The following is a 15,211-nucleotide window of genomic DNA, read 5'->3' on the forward strand; positions in this document are numbered from 1 at the left end:
CTCAGCGTCGATCGACCAGCGCGTGCGCGATGGTGCCGAGGTCCACGTACTCGAGCTCGCTGCCGGCCGGCACGCCGCGCGCGAGCCGCGTCACGGTGAGCCCGCGCTGCCGCAACGCCTCGCCGATCACGTGCGCGGTGGCCTCGCCCTCGGCGGTGAAGTTGGTGGCGAGGATCACCTCGCTCACCGTGCCGTCGAGTGCGCGATCGAACAGCTTCGAAAGGCCGATGTCCTTGGGGCCGATGCCGTCGAGCGGGCTCAGCTTGCCCATCAGCACGAAGTAGTAGCCGCGGAAGGCGCCGGTGCGCTCCAGGGCTGCCTGGTCGGCCGGGGTCTCGACCACGCACAGTTTGGTGGCGTCGCGGCGCGCATCGAGGCACACGCTGCACACCGGCGCCTCGGTGAAGGTGTTGCAGCGCTCGCAATGCCGCACCTGCGCCGCGGCTTCCTGCAAGGAGCGCGCCATCCGCTGCATGGCCTCGCGGTCGTGCTGCAGCAGGTGGAAGGCCATGCGCGAGGCCGACTTGACGCCGACGCCGGGCAGGCGGCGCAAGGCCTCGATCAAGCCATCGAGCGCGCTGGAATCCGCCATGCGGACGCTTAGAAGGGGAGCTTCATGCCGGGCGGCAGGCCGGGCATGCCGGCGGTCAGCTTGCCCATCTTCTGCTCGCTGGTTTCCTCGGCCTTGCGCACCGCGGCGTTGAAGGCGGCGGCCACCAGGTCTTCCAGCATGTCCTTGTCGTCGGCCAGCAGGCTGGGGTCGATGGTGATGCGCTTGACGTCGTGCTTGCAGGTCATCACGACCTTCACGAGGCCGGCGCCCGACTCGCCCTCGACCTCGATCGTGGCCAGCTCTTCCTGCGCCTTCTTGAGGTTGTCCTGCATTGCCTGCGCCTGCTTCATGAGGCCGGCCAGTTGTCCTTTGTTGAACATCGTTGGTCCTGTGGTCGTTGAATGAATGGAAGAAGGATAAGTCGGATCAGGCAGGCCGCAGCGTGCCCGGCACGATCCGGGCGTCCCAGTCGCGCATCATGGACTGCACTTCGGGGTCGTTGCGGATCGCTTCCTCGGCCTCGCGCTGGCGCGCATCGGCCGCCTGCTTGTTGCGGCGCGCCGGGCTGTCGGCCACGGAGCCGATCTCGATGGCGAGTTTCACGCCATGGCCCAGCGTCGCCAAGGCCGCCTGCAGCTTGTCGCGGCTGCCCGCCTGGTTGAGCGACTCGCGCTCGACGCGCAGCAGCCACTGGTCGACGTCGCGCGCCACCAGCTGCGATTGGAGCGCCAGCTCGCGCGCCAGCGCGGTGATCGCCTCGGCCGCCACCAGCTGCGTGACGGTGGCATACCAGAAGTCGCCCTCCTCGCTGGGCTCGATGGGCGCCGGCGCGCTTTCGCGCGCGAGGTCGCGAGCGCCGGGCGGGGGCTGCACGCGCACCTGCATGGCCAGCACCTGGGCTGCTGCCGGGGCGACTTCGGGCGCGGGCGGCGCGGCGGCGAAGCGGCCCTCCTCGCGCACCGGCAGGCGGTGGCCGGGGGGCGCGGCGCTCGTCGCCCCAGGTGGCGCGGCGATGGGCGTTGTCTCCGCAACCGCGGCGGGTGCAGGGGCGGCAACCGGGGTCCGGGGCGTCTGCGGGCGCTCGGGCGCGCCCGCGGGGGCTTCATTCAGAGTTTTTTTTTCCGCGCCGGCCGCAGCCGCAGGCTTGAAAGCCAGCAGGCGCAACAACACCATGGTGAGCGCGGCGTACTCGTCGGGCGCCAGGCCCAGCTCGCCGCGGCCGTGCAGGCACAGGCTGTAGAGCAGCTGCGTCTCGTCGGCCGGCATCGCGGCGGCGAGGCGCGCGGTCTCGGCCGCATCGGGGTCGCCCGCATCGGCGGCCTCGGCGCGCGAAGGCACGGCCTGCAGCACGGCCATGGCTTGCAGCACGGCCGTCATTTCCTCGAGCGTGGAAGCGGCCGACAGGCCGTCGCGGCGCAGGCCCTCGGCGGTCTCGACCACCGTCCGGCCGTCGCCCTGCGCCAACGCCTCGATCAGCCGGAACACATGGCCGCGGTCGACGCTGCCCAGCATCTGGCGCACGCCGCCTTCGGTCAACTCGCCGTTGCCGAAGGCGATGGCCTGGTCGGTCAGCGACAGGGCATCGCGCATCGAGCCGCGGGCGGCGCGCGCGATCAGGCGCAGCGCATGCGGCTCGGCCGGCACGGTTTCGGTCTGCAGCACGCGCGTGAGGTGCTCCAGCACCGTCTCGGGCGCCATCGGCCGCAGGTTGAACTGCAGGCAGCGCGACAGCACCGTGACGGGCACCTTCTGCGGATCGGTGGTGGCCAGCACGAACTTGAGATATTCCGGCGGCTCCTCCAGCGTCTTCAGCATCGCGTTGAAGGCATGCCCGGTGAGCATGTGCACCTCGTCGATCATGAAGACCTTGAAGCGGCCCTGCACCGGCTTGTAGACCGCCTGCTCCAGCAGGGCCTGCACCTCGTCGACGCCGCGGTTCGAGGCCGCGTCCAGTTCGGTGTAGTCGACGAAGCGGCCCGAGTCGATGTCCTTGCAGGCCTGGCACACGCCGCAAGGCGCCGCGGTGATGCCGCCCTGCCCGTCGGGCCCCTGGCAGTTGAGCGACTTGGCCAGGATGCGCGAGACGGTGGTCTTGCCGACGCCGCGGGTGCCGGTGAAAAGGTAGGCATGGTGCAGCCGCTGGGAGGTCAGCGCGTTCTCGAGCGCCTGCACGACATGTTCCTGGCCGACCATCTCGCTGAAGGTCCTGGGGCGGTGTTTGCGAGCGAGAACGAGATAGGCCATCGGCGCATTTTAGGTGGTCACCCCGGGGGGCCTCTCCGGGTGGGCATAGGCCTTTTTACTTATAGATTTTCACTGTTTCGCTCCTAGCATGGCATGGTCTTCCAAGGAGACAGACATGCCCACTGCGCATCCCAGGGCGGCGGCGCGCGCGCCCGCGGCCAAGGCCAAGTCCCAGCAGCCGACCGGCGCGCGCCGCTATTGCATGCAGCCCGTGCAGGCGCCGCGCCAGTTCGACAACAGCGTCTCGGCCGGCCGCGCCTCTGCCATCCTGGCCGCGAGCAAGAAATGGGTGAACGGCACGCAGCTCAGCTACTACTGCTACAAGCGCGGCGACGGGGTGCCAGCCGCCTGGCAGGGCAACAACGCCGACACGGGCGTGGTGGACGAGGCTTTCGAGGCCTGGGCCAAGCTGGGCATCGGCATCAGCTTCCGCCGCGTCGAGACGCCCGAGGATGCGATGGTGCGCATCGGCTTCGATCCGCAGGACGGATCGTGGTCCTACGTGGGCCGCGACGTGCTGACCGTGCGCGACCCGCTGCAGCGGACGATGAACTTCGGCTGGCCGCTCAACACCGACTACGGCAACGACACCGCGCTGCACGAGATCGGCCACACGCTGGGCCTGGAGCATGAGCACCAGAACCCGAACGCCGGCATCACCTGGAACCGGCAGGCGGTCATCGACTACTTCTCGGGCCCCCCCAACCACTGGCCGGAGCCGCAGATCGAGTGGAACATCCTGCGCAAGATCCCGGCCTCGGAGGTCAAGGGCACGACCTGGGACCCGGACTCGGTGATGGAGTACCACTTCGAGCCCGGCCTGATCGACGCGCCCGCGCAGTACCGCGAGGGCCTGGTGCCCAAGGGCGGGCTTTCCTACGCCGACAAGGCCTGGGTGGTGGAGTCCTATCCCGGCGTGCGGGCGCCGGCGGTGGGCACGCTCAAGGTCGGGCTGTCGCAGCTGCTCAAGCTCAAGGCCGGCGAGACCCGCAATTTCGAGTTCGTGCCGCCGCGCACGCGCACCTACCAGCTCGGCACCTTCGGCACCTCGGACACGGTGCTGGTGCTGTTCGAGGTCACGCCCGCCGGCAACGTGCAGATCGCGGGCAACGACGACAGCGGCACCGACCTCAACGCCCGCGTGAGCATGCGCCTGCAGAAGGGCCGGCACTACCTGGTGGGCGTGCGCCTCTACTACGCCGATGCGGCCCTCGAGACCTCGCTGATGGCCTGGTGAGCCGGGGGGCATCGGGGCGTCGCCTACAATCGCCGCTGACGGGCCTCCCCGCATGGTGAAGTGGCCAAACGGGTCAGGTGGGGAACCAAGCAGCCCTAACTGCGTAGCCAGTGCCGGGGGTAAGGCTCGTCAACCTCACATCAGTAAAAAAGCCGCGTGGACCCACGCGGCTTTTTTTATCGGCCTGCAAGACCGGCCTCAGGTCGCGGCCTCGACGCGCTCCAGCTTGGCCAGCAGCGTGTGTGCCAGCGCCACCGTCTTGTGCTCCATGCTCGCCACGCGATAGCAGCCCAGCGCCCGCCCCTCGTAGCTGATCGCCGCCACCGGGAAATGGTGGCCGAGCGCCGTGGCCGCATCGTGCAGGCATTCCGCTATCGACCGCAGGCCCTGGCGCAGGTAGCGCTCGTCGGCCGTGCCGATGCTGACGCTGTAGTTGAAGTACCTCTCCCGGATCTTCTTGATGTCGACGTTCGGATGCATGGATGGTGGGCGGCCTCAGGGCCGGCGATTGTCTGCCGATCCGCAAACAAATGCACTTCAGCCAGAAGTATGCAATTTCATGATTCGGCACCACTCCGGCCCAGCCGCCGCAGCACGCCACGCGCCGCCACCACGCCGCTCGCCATCGAGGCGGTCAGCAGGTAGCCGCCGGTGGGCGCCTCCCAGTCGAGCATCTCGCCGGCGCAGAACAGGCCGGGCAGCGCCGTGCTCATGAGGTGCGCATCGAGCGCCTCGAAGCGCACGCCGCCGGCGCTGCTGATCGCCTCGTCGATGGGCCGCGGCGCAACCAGCCGCAGCGGCAGCGCTTTGATCGTCTCGGCCAGCTTCTCGGGCACATGCATCTCGTCGCGCGTGAGCACCTCGTGCAGCACCGCGGTCTTGATGCCTTCGAGGCCGAGCCGGCTCTTGAGGTGGCTGGCCACGGAGCGCGCCCCGCGCGGATGCAGCACGGCCGCACGCACCTGCTCGGGTGTGCGATCGGGCAGCAAGTCGAGCCACAAGGTGGCGCTGCCCTGCGAGGCGATCTCGTCGCGCAGCAAGCCCGACGCCGCGTAGACCAAGCTGCCTTCGATGCCGGTCGCGGTCGCGACGAACTCGCCCTTGCGCGCGAAGCGGCGGCCCTGCGCATCGCTGCAGAAGACCGCCACCGACTTGAAGGGCTTGCCCGCGAAGCGCTCGGCGAAGTACGGCGTCCAGCCGATGTCGAAGCCGCAGTTGGCCGGCGCGAGCGGCGCCACCTCCACGCCGCGCGCGACCAGCCAAGGTACCCAGGCGCCGTCGGAACCCAGCCGCGACCAGCTGGCGCCGCCCAGGGCCAGCACGGTGGCCTCGGGCGTTACTTCCAGCTCGCCTGTCGGCGTGGCGAAGCGCAGCGCACCCGCTTCGGACCAGCCCAGCCAACGATGGCGCATGTGGAGGTGCACGCCGGCCTCGCGCAGCCGATGCAGCCAGGCGCGCAGCAGCGGCGCCGCCTTCATGTCGGCGGGAAACACGCGGCCCGAGCTGCCGACGAAAGTCTGGACACCGAGCCCGTGCACCCACTCGCGCAGCGCCTCGGGCCCGAAGGCATGCAGCAGCGGCTCGACCTGCGCGCGGCGCTCGCCGAAGCGGCTGGCGAAGTGCTCGAAGGGCTCGGAATGCGTGAGGTTCAAGCCGCCGCGGCCCGCCAGCAGGAACTTGCGGCCGACCGAGGGCATGGCGTCGTAAAGATGCACGGCCAGACCCCTCGCGCTCAGCACCTCGGCCGCCATCAGGCCGGCCGGCCCGCCGCCGATGACGGCGATCGTCTTCATGTTTTCGTTGCTCATTCGACACCCACCAGTTCGCCCTGCCCCGTCAGGAAGGCGGCCCGCACCGTCTCGCCGGGGCAGGCCTCCTGCACGGCTTCGCGGTAGCGCCTCATCTGCGCGATCAGCGCCTCGTCGCGCTCGGGACGTGCCGCCGACTTGTAGTCGAGCACCCACCAGACGCCGCTCGCCCGGTGCCGCACCAGGCGATCGATGCGCAGCACCTCGCCGCCGTGGACCAGCGTGACCTCGTTGCCGTGCCAAGCCAGCGCGCCCGCATCCCAGGCCCAGGCGCCCGCACCCGCACGGATGCGCTGGGCCATCGCTGCCGCGACTCGAGCGGTGTCGGTGTCCAGCCCGAACTCGCGGCCCGCGGCTCGCACATGGGCCGGTGCCGGTGGCACGCCGGGCTGCGCCCACTCGAGCAGACGGTGCATGGCCTGGCCCAGGGCCGAGGCGCGCGAATCGGCGCTCCTTGCCGCGACGCGCGCAGCCGTGCGCGCAAGGCCGGCCGGCACCGGCAGCTGGAGCATGCCGAAGCTGTCGAGCGCCGGCGACGAGCCGCCCGCGGAGGCGCCAGCGGCCGACGCCGCATCGATGGGCTCGCAGAGCACTTCCAGGCGCGCCCACCAGCTGCGGCCATCGGGCCGCGCGGCCGGCACCGCCGACAGCACCAGCTCGCCCCGCGCCCGCGTGGTCGCCACGTAGAGCCCATTGATCTCCTCGCGGTGCCGCGCGGCCTGCTCCTCGGCCATGTCGTCGGTGGTGCAGGCCGGCGGGGTCTTCTCGCTCGCGACGAACACGAAGCGCTCGGGCGCCGCCGCCTGGCCCGGCCACTTGACGAGGACGCCCATGGTCTGCGCGCGCTGCGCCGAGGCGTCGGTGTCCAGCATCAGCACCAGGTCGGCCTCCAAGCCCTTGGCGCCATGCACGGTGAGCAGTTGCACTGCATCGGCCGCCGCGACCGTGGGCGCGCGGGTGCCGCCGCGGCGCAGCGCGCGCACGAAGGCGTAGGGCGTGGCGAAGCGCGCACCGTCGAGCTCGAGCGACGCGGCCATCAGCCCGCGCAGGTTGCCGAGCACGCTGGCACGCAGCGCCGCAGGCGCGGCGGCGGCGAAGCGGCCGAGCACATCGGCGTCGTGATAGATCGCGCTGAGCGCATCGTGCGGCGGCCAGTCGGCCAGCCAGCGCTGCCACTGGCGCAGGCGCGGCCCGATGCCTGCGAGCGGCGGCGCCAGGTCCGGCGCCTGCAGCAGCTCGAACCAGCTCGCGCCGTGCTCGCGCCGGCGCAGCGCCAGGCGGACCAGCGCATCGTCATCGAGGCCGAAGAGCGGCGAGCGCAGGGCACGCGCCAGCGAGAGGTCGTGGTCCGGCGAGACCAGCGCATCGAGCAGCGCCACCATGTCCTGCACCTCGGGCGCGTCGTGCAGCTCGTTCTTCTCGGGCTGCTGGACCGCGATGTGCAGCTTGCGCAGCTCGTCCTGCAACGCCGCAAGCCGGCTTCGGCGGCGCGCCAGCACCATGATGCGGCTGGGCGCCAGGCCCTGCGCGATGCGCCCGGCGATCCAGCGCGCAGCCTGCTCGCATTCCTTTTGCAGCAGCTTTTCCTCGGGCAGCACGCGCGGCGTGACCAGGCTGTCGCGCCACAGCAGCATGCCCTCCTCGTTGGTCGCGCCGCCCTGCTCCTTCGGCGCGATCGCATCGCGCGGGATCGGCGGCAGCTTGCGCACCCGGCCCGCTGCGCGCGATTCGGTGGTGTGATCGCGGAATCCGCTGAACTCGCCGGCGCGCTGCGCATCGCCCATGGCCGCATTGACCAGGCCCACCACGGCCTGCGCATTGCGGTGGGTGTGGTCGCAGTTGAGCAGGTCCCCGTCGAGGCCTTCCTTGACGAAATGCTTGGCCGCGATGAACACCTGCGGCTCGGCGCGCCGGAAGCGGTAGATGCTCTGCTTCGGATCGCCCACGATGAACACGCCCGGCCGCCGCCCGCCCGCGCCCGCATAGCTGCCGAGCCAACCGTGCAGCGCTTGCCATTGCAGCGGATTGGTGTCCTGGAACTCGTCGATGAGCAGGTGCCGCACGCGCGCATCGAGCCGCTCCTGGACCCAGCCCCACAGTTCGGCGTTGCCGAGCAGCAGGTGTGCGGCCTGCTCGACGTCGTTCATGTCGACCCAGCCGTGCGCCGCCTTGACCTCGGCGAAGCAGCGGATCAGCAGGCGGGTCAGTCGCGCCATGCGCTGCTGATAGAGCCAGGCGGCATGCTGGGCCTGCGCTTCGCAGTACTGCTGCACGTAATGCTGCGCTGCGCGCACGTCCTCGATGCCGGCGAGCTTGTCGCTGAACTTGCGCGGCTCGCCCTTGAGCGTGAGCAGCGCGTCGAGCACCCCGGCGATGCGGCCCTTGGCCACGGCGTGCTCCAGCTTCACGCCCTTCTGCGAGAAGGTCGGCGCGCCGGCGCGGCCCAGCGCGCGCGCCGCGGCGAGCAAGGCGGCGCGGCAGGCCGGGTCGTGCAGCAGCCTGTCTTCGGGCGTCTCGGCGCCCGCGAAGGCGGGATAGAACTCGCCCATGGGCACCACGGCATCGTCGACCGCGCCGTGGGCATCGGCCAGCCCGAACTCGACGCGCCGCGTCAGCGCCTCGTCCAGCGCCTTGGCGGTCTGCGAGCGGCCGTAGTGCGCGACCAGCGCGCGGTAGTCGGCCGCGGCCTCGGGGTCGTCCGCGACGGCCGCGAAGAAGGGGCGCCAGACATGCGCGCGCGCCTCGGCATCGTCCTCGAGCAGTTGGTAGTTGGCCGGCAGCCGCAGCCGCTCGAGCACCGCGACCGGCGCGCTGCGCAGGAGACCGGCGAACCAGGCGTGGAAGGTACGGAACTGGACCGGCCGGCCGCCCGCGAGCAGCTCGCGGTAGAGGCCCTGCAGCCGCGGCGCGCGAGCCTCGGCGGACGCGCGGTCCATGCCGCGCATCACGAGTTCCTGCACCAGCGCCTCCACGGGCTGCGCCGCGAAGGCCTCCAGCCATTGGTCGAGCCGCTCGCGCATCTCGCCGGCGGCTTTCTTGGTGAAGGTGATGGCGAGGATCTCGTGCGGCGCGCAGGCGCTCTCGCCTTCCTCCAGCAGGGCGCGCAGGATGCGCGAGACCAGCATCCAGGTCTTGCCGGCGCCCGCGCAGGCTTCCACCGCCACCGAGCGGCGCGGGTCACAGGCGATGGCGTAGAAGCGTTCGCGCGAGACGCCGGCGCCGTTGTGCTCGTAAGCCGCGGCCTTAGTCAGAGCTGCCGGCATGGGCGGGACCGGCGCTTCGACGGGCGCCGCCGTGGGCGCAGCAGCCGCAGCAAGCGGCGAGGGCTCGTCGCTCCAGAAGTCCTTGCGGCACAGGCCGCGCGCCGAGCAGTACTCGCACACCGCGCCTTCGCCCAGCGCGGGCAGCGCCGCGCCGCGCCCGATACGGGCGAGATCGTCCATCACGCCGGCCACGAGGGCATCGCGCGCGGCGATCACATCGGTCTGCTCGACGGTGCGCGTGCCCGACGCCTTTTCCCCGACGTTGACGTAGGCCGCGCGCAAGCCGTCGTCGGGGAACAGCGCGGCGTAGAACGCGAGCTGGGTGTCCTCGGTCGGATCCTTGACGCGATCACGGGTCTTGTCGACCGACTCGGTCTTGTAATCGATCACGAAGGCGCGCCCGTCGGCCGTGGCATCGACGCGGTCCAGCCGGCCGACCAGCTTCACGCTGCCCAGCGCCAGCTCCTTCCAGGGCTCGGACTCGACGAACACGGCGTGCTCGTCCTGCTCGTGGGTGGCGAGCCAGGCCAGGTAGCCGTCGCGCACCGCGGGCCAGGCCGCGGCGAAGGGGAGGAACTCGGCTTGCGACAGGCCGAACTCGCGCGTCGCCTCTTGCTCGGCGGTGGCCATCAAGGCGAGCCGCGCATCGAGGTCCGCGTTGGGCTGCTGCTTCAGTGCCTCGTGGAAGTGCCCGAGCAGCGCGTGCAGCCAGTTGCCGAAATCGCGCTTGTCGACCTCCGCGTCGAGCTCGTCGCTGCTGCGCAGGCCGAGCTGGCGCATGGCGAAGAAGCGGTAGGGGCAGCGGCGCAGGTCTTCGTAGGCAGTGGAGGACAGCGTCGTGGGCAGCAGCGCATCGCCATGCGGCTGCGGCCGGGGCGTCGGCCGCGCGGCCACCTGCACCGGGATGCGCGGGTCCGCGGCCTCGGCCGTGGCGTGCTCCAGCTGCAGCATCTGCAGCAAGGCGCTGGGACGCACGGGTTCGCCGCTGGCGTCGAAGCGGCGCCACAGCAGGTCGCAGTGCGGCGCGCGCAAGGCCATGGCCCACGCCGCACGCTGGGCCTGCTCCAGCGCCTCGCGCGCAGGCAGCGCGAGCGCGAGGCGCTGCGCCGGCGTCCAGTCGCCGGGCGGCTCGGGCGATGCGGGCAGGCGCTGGTCGTCGCAGCCCGGCAGCACGACGGCGCCGAAGGCCCGGCCCAGCAGCTGGTGCAGCGGCAGCACCACCACCCGCGGCAGTTCCTCGTCGGAGGGCAGGCGCACGCTCGCGGCCTCGAGCACGTCGCGGACCCAGGCGGTGAACTCCGCGAGGGTGCAGCGCGTGCCGCGGATTTCGCCCTCTCCGGCGTCCAGGTAGAGTGCGCCGATCACCTCGGCACCCACAACGTCCTGGTGAAGCGAAGGCCACTGGCCGCCGGTCTCGAGCAGCGCACGCGTGGCGTCGAGCCACTCGGCCAGCGGCCTGGCGCGGGCCAGCGTCGCGCGCAGCGTCTCGATGTCGTTGGTGAAGGCCAGCAGGTCCTGGTCGCGCGGGTGTTCGCTGGCCGCGGCGAAGAGGCACCAGCTGCGCCAGTCACGCATGCCACGCTCGCGCAGGCGCGCCTCCAGCGCGCGGATCGCACGGCCGTCGAGGGCGGCGGCGCTCTTGAGCCAGTCCAGCACCTCGTCGCTGGAGACATCGTGGGCGCAGGCGCGCAAGGCGCTCATCAGCGTGGCGGCCGCGCGCGTGGTCGAGAGCTTCCAGCCGGTCTCGTCCTGCGGCTGCACGCCGTGGGCGATCAGCTGGGCGCTGATGCGGCGCGTCAGCGCGCGGTCGGTGGCCACGAGGGCCACCGGCGCGCGGGCCTCGGCCAGGTGGCGCAGCACACAGGCGGCGGCGCGCTGGGCTTCGTCCTCCGGGTCGTCGCAGGGGTGCAGGTTCGCGATGCAGGCAGGGGCGGCCTGCGTTGCCAGCGGCAGGCGCAGCGCACGCTCGCCGAACAGGGCCGCGAGCTTGTTGACCAGCGGATCGCTCTGCAGGCCTTCGAGCACGACCAGCTGGTCGACCCGGTCCAGCGCGCCGCCGGCGAGCAGCACGTCGGTCGCATAGCCGGAGCTGGCGGCCCAGGCCAGTGCGATGCCGTTGAGCGCACTTTCGGTGTCGAACCATTCCGAACCACGGCCGGCCACCAGGGCCTCGCGGACCCGCTGGGCCCAGGCGGCGCGCTCGTCAGGATGCTCGGCCGCGGCGAGCGGCGCGAGCTGCAAGGCGATCTCGACCACCCGGCCCGCCAACGCATTGCGGCCCGCGCCGAAGCCGGCGCGGGCCAGCAGCGACTGCGCGGTGAGCAGGTCGCGCGCCATGTCGAAGGCGATGTCGTCCACGCCGGGCACGAAACCGCCCACGCTGCGGGCCCAGTTGCGCGTGGTCTCGAAGCGCGGCGCAAAGCCCGGCGCGCCGCAGCCGGCCCACATGGTGCGCGCCGTCTGCATCAGCTGCGCGTACGGCACCAGCACCACGGTGCGCGCGGGATGCCGTTCGCGCTCGGCCAGCAGGCGCGAAATGCGGGCGACCAGGCCTTCGGCCGGGTCGCACCAAAGGGCATGCGCGGGGTGGCGCTCGGAAGAGTTCATCAGGGGTTCTTGTAGGGCTTTGGCTATCGGGGCCATAGCGTGGGCGCCGACCACGACATCACTTGGTTTCTGTCACAATGGCCCGCACTTTAGCTGCACCATCATCCAGCGCAGAAGGACCCATCCCATGGCCAGCGAACTCATCAAACACATCTCCGATTCTTCTTTCGAAGCCGACGTGCTCAAGTCCGGCAAGCCCGTGCTCGTGGACTACTGGGCCGAGTGGTGCGGTCCCTGCAAGATGATCGCCCCCATCCTGGACGAAGTCTCCAGCACCTATGAAGGCAAGCTGCAGGTCGCCAAGATGAACGTCGACGAGAACCGCGACATCCCCGCCAAGTTCGGCATTCGCGGCATCCCCACGCTGATGCTGTTCAAGGACGGCCAGCTGGCGGCGACCAAGGTCGGCGCGATGAGCAAGGCTCAGCTGACGGCCTTCATCGACCAGCAACTCGCCTGAGTCTTCGTCTCCCGGGGCTGCCGGCGTGCAACGCGCTGGCAGCCCTTGTGGTTTTTCCTGTCATAATCTTCGCAGTTCACCGGCTCTTTCTTTCTGGCAGCCGGTTCGAGTTCCCCGGTTTGTGAGGCCTCCTCGCCTCTTCTCAAACCTCCCCCCTGGTTCTTTCCGACAATTTCCCCGCACGGGGTTGTTCCATGCACTTAAACGAACTCAAGGCACTCCACGTGTCTGAAGTCTTCAAGCAGGCTGAAGCACTGGAGATCGAAAACACCGGCCGCATGCGCAAGCAGGAGCTGATGTTCGCGATCATCAAGAAGCGTGCAAAGGCCGGAGAGCAGGTCTTCGCCGATGGCGTGCTCGAGATCCTGCCGGACGGCTTCGGCTTCCTGCGCAGCCCGGACACCAGCTTCACCGCCAGCACCGACGACATCTACATCAGTCCCAGCCAGGTGCGGCGCTTCAACCTGCACACCGGCGACCTGATCGAGGGCGAGGTGCGCATCCCCAAGGACGGCGAGCGCTACTTCGCACTGACCAAGCTGGACAAGGTCAACGGCGGCGCGCCCGAGGCGAACAAGCACAAGGTGATGTTCGAAAACCTCACGCCGCTGTTCCCCAAGGAGCTGATGCGCCTGGAGCGCGACAACTTCAAGGGCGAAGAGAACATCACCGGCCGCATCATCGACATCATCGCGCCCATCGGCAAAGGCCAGCGCGCCCTGCTGGTGGCACCGCCCAAGAGCGGCAAGACGGTGATGATGCAGCACATGGCGCACGCGATCAGCGCCAACTACCCCGAGGTCCACATGATGGTGCTGCTCGTCGACGAGCGGCCCGAGGAAGTGACCGAGATGCAGCGCACGGTGAAGGGCGAGGTCATTGCCTCCACCTTCGACGAACCCGCGGCGCGCCACGTGCACGTGGCCGAGATGGTGATCGAGCGCGCGAAGCGTCTGGTCGAGCTCAAGAAGGACGTGGTGATCCTGCTGGACTCGATCACCCGCCTGGCCCGCGCCTACAACAACGTCGTGCCCTCTTCCGGCAAGGTGCTGACCGGCGGCGTGGACTCCAACGCGCTGCAGCGCCCCAAGCGCTTCCTGGGCGCCGCGCGCAACGTCGAGGAAGGCGGCTCGCTGACCATCATCGGCACCGCGCTGATCGACACCGGCAGCCGCATGGACGAAGTGATCTTCGAGGAGTTCAAGGGCACCGGCAACTCCGAAATCCACCTGGACCGCCGCCTCTACGAGAAGCGCGTGTTCCCCTCGATTCAGCTCAACCGCAGCGGCACCCGCCGCGAAGAACTGCTGCTGCCGCCCGAGATCCTGCAGAAGACCCGCATCCTGCGCCAGCTCATGTACAACATGGACGAAATCGAGGCGATGGAGCTCATGCTGAAGAACATGAGGGCGACCAAGACCAACGTCGAGTTCTTCGACATGATGCGTCGCGGGGGGGGCTAAGCTCTCCCCCAGGCTCCCCCAACCGGCAAAGCGCGGCCCTCGGACGCGCTTTGGCGGCCGAGGTCCAGGAGCTCCATGAGTTCGACCGCCTGCTCGGGCGGAACAGGGTTCTCGCCCTTGCCGAGGATCGCGTCGCGCACCGCGGCGTAGTAGGCCATGTAGTTACCGGCCAACGTCGGCACACTCCTCCGCCGGGATTGGCCGTCGTCGGACGGCAGGGTCAGCTCGCCGTCCAGGTCGTCGGCGCCCCACCCTTCGCCGCCCGGCTTTCCGCCGGCGCGCAAGGCATCTTCCTGCGGATCGACACCGCGCTTGACGTAGCTGCCACTCGTGCCGTGCACGATGTAGCGCGGTGCGGCATGGGCGGCCAGCGTGGTGGCGTGCAGCACCACGCGCAGCGGCGCATGCGTGCCGCTCTCATAGCGCAGCACGGCGTGGAAGTAGTCCTCGACCAGCGCCCCGTCGCGCAGGGCGGCGGTGTCGAGCTGCAGCGTATCGGGCCGCCCGAAGAGCTGCACGGTCTGGTCGAGCAGGTGCGAGCCCAGGTCCACCCAGAGACCCGCCCCCGGCACCGGCTGCTCGCGCCAGCGCTCGCGCACCTGGGGCCGGAAGCGGTCGAAGTGCGACTCGAAGTAGACCGGCCGGCCCAGTTCGCCGGCGGCGAGCAGTTCCTTCAGCGTCAGGAAATCCGAATCGAAGCGGCGGTTCTGGTAGACCGACAGCAGCCGGCCCTGCCGCTGCGCCAGCGCCGCGAGCTCCCGCGCCTGGGCCGCGTCGAGCGTGAAAGGCTTGTCGACCACCACATGCTTCCCCGCGGCCAGCGCGGCCTTGGCCACCGGATGGTGCTGCGCATTGGGCGTGGCGACCACCACCAGGTCGATGTCGCCCCTGCGCAGCAGCGCGTCCACATCGGGCACCACGTCGACGCCCGGCCATTCCGCGTGAACCTTGTGGGGCTGGGAGCTGGCCACTGCCCCCAACTGCAGGCCCGGGACGGCCGAGAGCACGGGCGCATGGAAGGTCTGGCCGGCGAAGCCGAAGCCGACCAGGCCGGCGCGCAAGAGGCTTGAATTCATGGTTGAATGGCGCTAGCGCCCAAAACGCCCAGTATGCGATAATTGAGGGCTTCGCGAAAAGTGCAGCCCGGCGCCGTGCCGGATGAGCTGGGGATGACTGAATAGGCAGGACATCACCCCGTTCAAGCTCGTGGCTCTCGCATCGACCAAGGAAATACTATGAAAGAAGGCATTCACCCGAACTACCGCGAGGTCCTGTTCGTCGACCTGTCGAACGGCTTCAAGTTCGTCACCCGTTCCTGCGTGAACACCAAGGAAAAGGGCCAGACCGACGACGGCCGCGAGCTGCCGCTCTTCAAGCTCGACACCTCGAGCGAATCGCACCCCTTCTACACCGGCACGCAGAAGTCGGTGGACAACATGGGCGGTCGCGTCGAGAAGTTCCGCAACCGTTTCGGCAAGACCGGCGGTGCCGCCTCCAAGTAAGGCAGGCGCTTCCGAGTCGAGGGCAGCCCGGTTTACCGCGCTGCCCTTTTTCTTTTAGTCCTCTTCCACCCAGC

At 70.0% G+C, this 15,211-nt stretch carries 11 protein-coding genes, 1 other RNA gene and 1 pseudogene; 5 read left to right on the forward strand and 8 right to left on the reverse strand.

The window, feature by feature from the left end; translation table 11 throughout:
• Position 1 precedes the first annotated feature (1 nt).
• From recR to dnaX, 3 genes are read right to left on the reverse strand one after another with little or no spacing between them, the layout of a single operon-like run.
• On the reverse strand, positions 2 to 592 hold the full coding sequence (recR, locus tag GXN78_RS02220; protein ID WP_106553930.1) for a recombination mediator RecR: 591 nt from the start codon (positions 590 to 592) through the stop codon (positions 2 to 4).
• An 8-nt stretch (positions 593 to 600) separates the two neighbouring features.
• Positions 601 to 933 carry a YbaB/EbfC family nucleoid-associated protein gene (locus GXN78_RS02225; RefSeq protein WP_012747441.1) on the reverse strand — a complete coding sequence of 111 codons (333 nt, stop codon included), beginning with the start codon at positions 931 to 933 and terminating at the stop codon, positions 601 to 603.
• Positions 934 to 979: 46 nt separating this feature from the next.
• A complete protein-coding gene (gene dnaX, locus GXN78_RS02230; protein WP_106553929.1) occupies positions 980 to 2,797 on the reverse strand; it encodes a DNA polymerase III subunit gamma/tau in 1,818 nt (605 codons plus the stop codon).
• A gap of 115 nt (positions 2,798 to 2,912) precedes the next feature.
• On the opposite strand from dnaX, the gene GXN78_RS02235 reads away from it, so the two are divergent.
• Both GXN78_RS02235 and ffs read left to right on the forward strand, forming a co-directional pair.
• The gene (locus GXN78_RS02235; protein WP_164255343.1) at positions 2,913 to 4,034 is read left to right on the forward strand and encodes a M12 family metallopeptidase; all 1,122 of its coding nucleotides are present in this window, start codon (positions 2,913 to 2,915) and stop codon (positions 4,032 to 4,034) included.
• Between the two features lie 37 nt (positions 4,035 to 4,071).
• An RNA gene (gene ffs, locus GXN78_RS02240) (signal recognition particle sRNA small type) lies at positions 4,072 to 4,168 on the forward strand.
• 64 nt (positions 4,169 to 4,232) lie between these two features.
• On the opposite strand, the gene GXN78_RS02245 is transcribed toward ffs, so the two are convergent.
• From GXN78_RS02245 to GXN78_RS42140, 4 genes and pseudogenes are all read right to left on the reverse strand, one after another.
• The gene (locus GXN78_RS02245; RefSeq protein WP_106553927.1) at positions 4,233 to 4,514 is read right to left on the reverse strand and encodes a hypothetical protein; all 282 of its coding nucleotides are present in this window, start codon (positions 4,512 to 4,514) and stop codon (positions 4,233 to 4,235) included.
• Positions 4,515 to 4,591: 77 nt separating this feature from the next.
• The gene (locus tag GXN78_RS02250; protein WP_106554139.1) at positions 4,592 to 5,827 is read right to left on the reverse strand and encodes a TIGR03862 family flavoprotein; all 1,236 of its coding nucleotides are present in this window, start codon (positions 5,825 to 5,827) and stop codon (positions 4,592 to 4,594) included.
• A gap of 11 nt (positions 5,828 to 5,838) precedes the next feature.
• On the reverse strand, positions 5,839 to 9,105 hold the full coding sequence (locus GXN78_RS02255; protein WP_106554138.1) for a UvrD-helicase domain-containing protein: 3,267 nt from the start codon (positions 9,103 to 9,105) through the stop codon (positions 5,839 to 5,841).
• A gap of 96 nt (positions 9,106 to 9,201) precedes the next feature.
• A pseudogene (locus GXN78_RS42140) lies at positions 9,202 to 11,748 on the reverse strand (PD-(D/E)XK nuclease family protein); the annotation flags it as partial.
• Between the two features lie 91 nt (positions 11,749 to 11,839).
• Here GXN78_RS42140 and trxA point away from each other — a divergent pair.
• Together trxA and rho are read left to right on the forward strand one after the other, a co-directional pair.
• The gene (gene trxA, locus GXN78_RS02265) at positions 11,840 to 12,172 is read left to right on the forward strand and encodes a thioredoxin TrxA (protein WP_068686060.1); all 333 of its coding nucleotides are present in this window, start codon (positions 11,840 to 11,842) and stop codon (positions 12,170 to 12,172) included.
• Positions 12,173 to 12,366: 194 nt separating this feature from the next.
• Positions 12,367 to 13,635 carry a transcription termination factor Rho gene (gene rho, locus GXN78_RS02270; protein ID WP_106553926.1) on the forward strand — a complete coding sequence of 423 codons (1,269 nt, stop codon included), beginning with the start codon at positions 12,367 to 12,369 and terminating at the stop codon, positions 13,633 to 13,635.
• Here the strand turns inward: rho and GXN78_RS02275 are convergent.
• Complete coding sequence (locus tag GXN78_RS02275; protein WP_106553925.1) at positions 13,632 to 14,711, reverse strand: oxidoreductase; 1,080 nt, start codon at positions 14,709 to 14,711, stop codon at positions 13,632 to 13,634. The two genes, rho and GXN78_RS02275, sit on opposite strands and share 4 nt — an antisense overlap.
• 159 nt (positions 14,712 to 14,870) lie before the next feature.
• On the opposite strand from GXN78_RS02275, the gene GXN78_RS02280 reads away from it, so the two are divergent.
• Positions 14,871 to 15,137, forward strand: a complete 267-nt coding sequence (locus tag GXN78_RS02280; protein WP_106553924.1) for a type B 50S ribosomal protein L31 — start codon at positions 14,871 to 14,873, stop codon at positions 15,135 to 15,137.
• The last annotated feature ends 74 nt before the right edge of the window (positions 15,138 to 15,211 follow it).

The organism is Variovorax sp. WS11 (assembly GCF_010499245.1).
In the GTDB taxonomy this organism is placed as follows: domain Bacteria; phylum Pseudomonadota; class Gammaproteobacteria; order Burkholderiales; family Burkholderiaceae_C; genus Variovorax.

Coding starts and splice junctions, on each gene's coding strand:
- recR (WP_106553930.1), bottom strand. CDS start 592: ATGGCGGATTCCAGCGCGCTCGATGGCTTGATCGAGGCCTTGCGCCGC.
- GXN78_RS02225 (WP_012747441.1), bottom strand. CDS start 933: ATGTTCAACAAAGGACAACTGGCCGGCCTCATGAAGCAGGCGCAGGCA.
- dnaX (WP_106553929.1), bottom strand. CDS start 2,797: ATGGCCTATCTCGTTCTCGCTCGCAAACACCGCCCCAGGACCTTCAGC.
- GXN78_RS02235 (WP_164255343.1), top strand. CDS start 2,913: ATGCCCACTGCGCATCCCAGGGCGGCGGCGCGCGCGCCCGCGGCCAAG.
- GXN78_RS02245 (WP_106553927.1), bottom strand. CDS start 4,514: ATGCATCCGAACGTCGACATCAAGAAGATCCGGGAGAGGTACTTCAAC.
- GXN78_RS02250 (WP_106554139.1), bottom strand. CDS start 5,827: ATGAAGACGATCGCCGTCATCGGCGGCGGGCCGGCCGGCCTGATGGCG.
- GXN78_RS02255 (WP_106554138.1), bottom strand. CDS start 9,105: ATGCCGGCAGCTCTGACTAAGGCCGCGGCTTACGAGCACAACGGCGCC.
- trxA (WP_068686060.1), top strand. CDS start 11,840: ATGGCCAGCGAACTCATCAAACACATCTCCGATTCTTCTTTCGAAGCC.
- rho (WP_106553926.1), top strand. CDS start 12,367: ATGCACTTAAACGAACTCAAGGCACTCCACGTGTCTGAAGTCTTCAAG.
- GXN78_RS02275 (WP_106553925.1), bottom strand. CDS start 14,711: ATGAATTCAAGCCTCTTGCGCGCCGGCCTGGTCGGCTTCGGCTTCGCC.
- GXN78_RS02280 (WP_106553924.1), top strand. CDS start 14,871: ATGAAAGAAGGCATTCACCCGAACTACCGCGAGGTCCTGTTCGTCGAC.